Annotated in this window: 4 protein-coding genes and 1 pseudogene; 3 read left to right on the top strand and 2 right to left on the bottom strand. The window is 46.3% G+C overall.

The features are described from left to right. Positions 1–325 precede the first annotated feature (325 nt). Together pstA and pstB are read left to right on the top strand one after the other, a co-directional pair. Positions 326–1,165, top strand: a complete 840-nt coding sequence (gene pstA / locus J0895_RS18460; protein WP_207089472.1) for a phosphate ABC transporter permease PstA — start codon at positions 326–328, stop codon at positions 1,163–1,165. 346 nt (positions 1,166–1,511) lie between these two features. Beyond that, entirely contained in the window at positions 1,512–2,339 is an 828-nt protein-coding gene (gene pstB / locus J0895_RS18455; protein WP_207089471.1) for a phosphate ABC transporter ATP-binding protein PstB, read from the top strand. Between the two features lie 169 nt (positions 2,340–2,508). Here the strand turns inward: pstB and J0895_RS18450 are convergent, their stop codons facing one another. Next, the gene (locus J0895_RS18450; RefSeq protein WP_207089470.1) at positions 2,509–3,513 is read right to left on the bottom strand and encodes a patatin-like phospholipase family protein; all 1,005 of its coding nucleotides are present in this window, start codon (positions 3,511–3,513) and stop codon (positions 2,509–2,511) included. A 381-nt stretch (positions 3,514–3,894) separates the two neighbouring features. On the opposite strand from J0895_RS18450, the gene J0895_RS18445 reads away from it, so the two are divergent. Then, on the top strand, positions 3,895–4,350 hold the full coding sequence (locus J0895_RS18445) for a hypothetical protein (protein WP_207089469.1): 456 nt from the start codon (positions 3,895–3,897) through the stop codon (positions 4,348–4,350). Between the two features lie 145 nt (positions 4,351–4,495). Here the strand turns inward: J0895_RS18445 and J0895_RS18440 are convergent. Further along, positions 4,496–4,822: pseudogene (locus tag J0895_RS18440) on the bottom strand (glutamate-5-semialdehyde dehydrogenase); the annotation flags it as partial.

Raw genomic sequence — 4,822 nt, 5'->3', positions numbered from 1 at the left:
TCAGCTATAGATTAACCCGCTTTTTAGCCGATGGAACCCCCGTGCAAGCGCGAGTGGATTTGACCCTAACTGAAGTGGATAAGGCGACTGGGAAATAAGAGGGATTGGTCATTGGTCATTGGTCATTGGTCATTGGTCATTAGGATGGCTGAATAATCAGGACAAACCACAAACCACCAATGACAAACAACAAATGACAAATGACAAATGACAAATGACAAATGACAGCAGTTGTTGAGGGGCAATACCCATCTTTAATATGTCACAGCCTTTTTCAAGTCACAGCGACGATTTGTACAACGCTACCCTAGACGGGGAGCAGCTGATGCGGAACTATAAAACTCCGCGATCGCTGTTTGTCTGGGTGATGACCCTGTTATCCGGTGCTTGTTTAGTTCTCACCCTCATCCCGTTATTTGCGGTGATGATTTATGTGACGATTAAAGGGTTTAACCGGCTGAATTTGGACTTGTTTACCCAACTTCCGCCTTCGGCAGGGATGCAAGGCGGGGGGATTGCTAATGCGATCGCCGGGACCTTGATTATGGTGGGGATCGCTGCTGCGATTAGCGTTCCGATTGGGGTGTTTGGGGCAGTTTACTTGGCCGAGTTTAGTTCAATTCAGGTTGCCCGGTGGATTCGCTTTGCGACGAATGTCCTGAGTGGGGTTCCCTCGATTATTGTCGGAATTTTTGTCTACGGTATCATTGTATTAACGACCAAACAGTTCTCAGCTTTTGCTGGGGGGGTGGCACTCTCGGTCCTGATGTTACCGATTGTCGTCCGAACCACCGATGAAGCTCTGCAAATCGTTCCTCCCGATGTGCGATGGGCATCGGTGGGGGTGGGAGCCTCCAACTATCAAACTGTGTTGCGGGTGGTGCTACCAGCAGCGTTACCTGCTATTATCACAGGACTAACCCTGGCGATCGCCCGGGCTGCTGGTGAAACGGCTCCCTTAATTTTCACGGCTCTATTTACCTTTTTCTGGCCCCAAGGCTTGTTTGAACCAGCCCCCTCTCTGGCAGTGTTGGTTTATAACTTTGCCTCGGTTCCCTACGCCAGTCAACAAGAACTGGCTTGGGCTGCCTCATTAATTTTAGTGTTGTTGGTTCTAGTCACTAGCATTTTGGCTCGCTGGGCCACGCGGAAAAGCATTTATTAAAAACAATGCTTTCTGTATCAAAATGCCACCAGTGAAATTTAAAGTTCTTAACGATCTAAAACTTCAGAAAACTGTATGATAGAATACAGCGCTTTGCTTGAAAGTAGGATTTTGGAAGTTTATTTTTTTTGCCAGTGTAGAACGATCAACAAAGCAGTTGTGACCGTTGCGATCGCACTTCCTTCTCAAAATTTTACTTCCGATCGGCTGCAACTCGGGTCAAAAGATGTGAGCAGTTGGGGTTCGGTAGTTTGTCAACCCTAGGCTGTTGGCGCTCGATCGCATACTCGTGGGAAACACAACTGCTCTCAAGTTGAAATATCTAGTAAAAATCAAGGTGGATTTTATGCCTTCCGATCGGCAACCAGCCAATCATCATTATCAAACTGAACCCCAAACAGAAGCAATTCTGCGGACGGAAAATCTGAACATTTACTACGGAGATACCCTCGCCCTTAAAGGGGTGAATCTGAATATCCCGAAAAACCAAATTACCGGATTTATTGGACCATCGGGATGTGGAAAAAGTACCTTAATCCGCTGCTTCAACCGTCTGAATGATTTGATTAGTGGATTTCGGATTCAGGGAAAATGTTCCTACTACAACCAAGACCTCTACGAGAAAAGAATTGACCCTGTAGAGGTCCGTCGGCGGATTGGGATGGTGTTCCAGAAACCGAATCCTTTCCCCAAATCCATTTATGACAATATCGCCTATGGAGCGCGAGTCAATCGGTATAAAGGTAATCTGGATGAATTGGTTGAAACTTCATTGCGTCGCGCTGCGTTATGGGATGAAGTTAAAGATAAATTAAAGTCCAATGGTTTATCGTTATCTGGAGGTCAACAGCAACGGTTATGTATCGCCCGGGCGATCGCAATTAATCCCGAAATCGTCCTCATGGATGAACCCTGTGCCTCCCTCGACCCCATCTCAACAATGAAAGTCGAAGAGTTAATGCAGGAACTCAAAGAAAATTACACCATGGTGATTGTGACCCACAATATGCAGCAAGCCTCACGGTCTTGCGATTATACCGCCTTTTTCAATGCCGAAGCCACCGAAGATGGGAAGCGCTTTGGATATCTCGTTGAGTATGATAAAACGGAAAATATTTTCCAAAATCCCCAGCAAGAATCGACCCGAGAGTATGTCAGCGGGCGCTTCGGTTAAAGTTTGAACTTGTGAAGGGTTGAATGGGGGATTCGGAACCAATCCCGATCGCCTTGACTAATGTTTAAAGGGTCAGGAGTTTTTTTATCGCTATTTTTCCCTGGAAAGGGAGGGCGATCGCCGGGAATATCATCAAATAGGGGCAGTTCATGTACTGCCCCTCTAACAATTATCGTTGATAGCGTTCCTGAACATGAACTTGAGGAGGTTCAGCTTTTCTCAAACACAGATCCAAGCATTCCACGACTTCCACCAAGTTCATATAAGCATCAGCCGATTCAATTAAATTGCTGATATTCTCATCGCTGGCATTGTCCATATCATCGCTCAAGGGTTTATGAATTAAGCGGCGATCGAGGGGAAATTGTAAACGAGCATAGCGCGATTTATCTCCAATCACATAATCTGTGATATAGTGATAAACTTCGCAAGGTGCATCGGTCATCACTTTAATCACGCGCCCGCCCCAAATCCATTGTAGAGTACCCCAAGAGCGAGCTTGTTCCCAGGGAATCACCCGCGTTGCTGCACCTGTTCCGATGGAAATGACTTCCAAATCTTCTAAGCGATGACCCAGGCGGATGGCTTCAGCGACAGCGCAAGCGGTGGGATTATTCGCGGCTAAACCGCCATCAATGGCCGACATCACCTCACCATCAATGACTAATCGGTGTGCCGGAAAGAAGGTGGGAGCAGAAGAGGAACACAGACAGGCTTCCCAGACTGGAACGTTCGCAAATTTATCTTTCCAACTTTTAAAAATAATCGGCGATCGGCCAATGGTATCATAGCTGGTAATTAACAGTTTGACTTGGTTAATCTCATTTAAGCGCTTATTACCCAATAAATCTTTGAGCATTCGGACCAGTCCCGCTTCCGAGAACTTCGGAGCAGAAGGGCCATGCTGTAGTAATAAAGGCAGTCGCTTGAGGGTCCAGCGACTGGTGTAGGGAAAGACTTTTTTAGACTTTTTCCGGTAAAGTTGGACAATTTTCTCACAAGGAATTCCCATCGCGATCGCAGCACCCACCATTGATCCCGTAGAAGTTCCTGCAATTAAATCAAAATAATCTCTTAACGGCAACTCCAGCCGTTCTTCGATCCGTTGCAACATTCGCGCCGCTAATACACCACGAATTCCGCCACCATCGATGCTCAGTATCCGATAGGTCATCGTAACTACTCCTGATATTTGAATTGGGGATAAGGGGTAAAAGGGTTAAGAGATTTTACCCCGTCTCGGTGGGGTTGCCTCGTCTTATGTCCCTTGCCTGATTATTCTGTTCCTTTGCCCTAATAGCCACTTTACTGAAACTGAACCAGGGATCCGGAAGATTTCCGGATTCGGTACTTTGAAGTTGGGGGTAATTTTTGCCGTTACAGACAGTCCCCCCAATCCCCTGAGACCCCCAACCCCTAAGCTGGAACCCTTGCTATAGGGGCTTTTTTATGGTAAGACCAGACAGGGGTTATCCCCTTTGGGGGTCTGTTTTTGGGGATAACCCTTCACCTCATTATTTTTTTGTCATTTTATTGCTCAATTTAGGAGTGTACTGTGGAATCCTTTCAACCTTGGTTATCTTATGTGGGAATTGGAGTAGGTGTAATTCTCGGGGGAATCGTCTTAATTTGGATTAGTGTTTCCCTGATTATTTTTTCCAAAACCAAAGGGTTACCCCAGGCGATCGGGGCCTTTTTTACCCAAATTGCCGATGGGGATGTCAATGGGGCCTATCAGTCCACAACCGATCGCTTTAAAAGCAAAACCTCTAAACAACAATTTGCGAAATTCATCAAAACCCACAAACTGAATCAGTATCAGCGCACCACAATGTCAATTCCCACAACTGAGGGTGAAGTTCACTGTCTGGATGTCACCGTTATTTCTAAAACAGGTCGGGAAGTTCCTGTGCAAATGAAGCTGGTTAAACAAGATAAAGTCTGGACGGTTGATGATTTAACCTATCAGTATATTAGCAAAAAAAATGCCCCCGCTGCTGCCAAGAAATAATCGAATTCACGCCTGGGGATGGAGGAGATGAAGCTGGCAAAAATCCCTGAAAAATGGAAAATCCGGTTTAGGAACTGTTCCCTCAAAACCGACTTTTCCATTCTTAGACTAACCAGGCAATTCTATTCGGGGCGGTTTTCTCCCTTCATTGAGATAAATTGCGATGGGTAAAGGATTTAGCCTCGGGACCAGAATAGGTTGCCACCACATGACCATTCCCGATTAATTGATATTTGTAAGTCACTAACCCTTCGAGTCCAACAGGACCTCGGGGGGGCATTTTTTGGGTACTAATTCCCACTTCTGCCCCGAAACCGTAGCGGAATCCATCGGCAAAGCGGGTGGAACAATTGTGGAAGACTCCGGCAGAGGCAACTTGAGACAGAAACAGATCCGCAGCGGATTGTTCTTCGGTGACGATCGCATCAGTATGACCGGATCCATAAGTATTGATATGGGCGATCGCCTCTTC

This window comes from Phormidium pseudopriestleyi FRX01 (genome assembly GCF_017313335.1).
GTDB lineage: Bacteria > Cyanobacteriota > Cyanobacteriia > Cyanobacteriales > Laspinemataceae > Laspinema > Laspinema pseudopriestleyi.
This window is presented reverse-complemented; position numbering and strand designations above follow the sequence as displayed.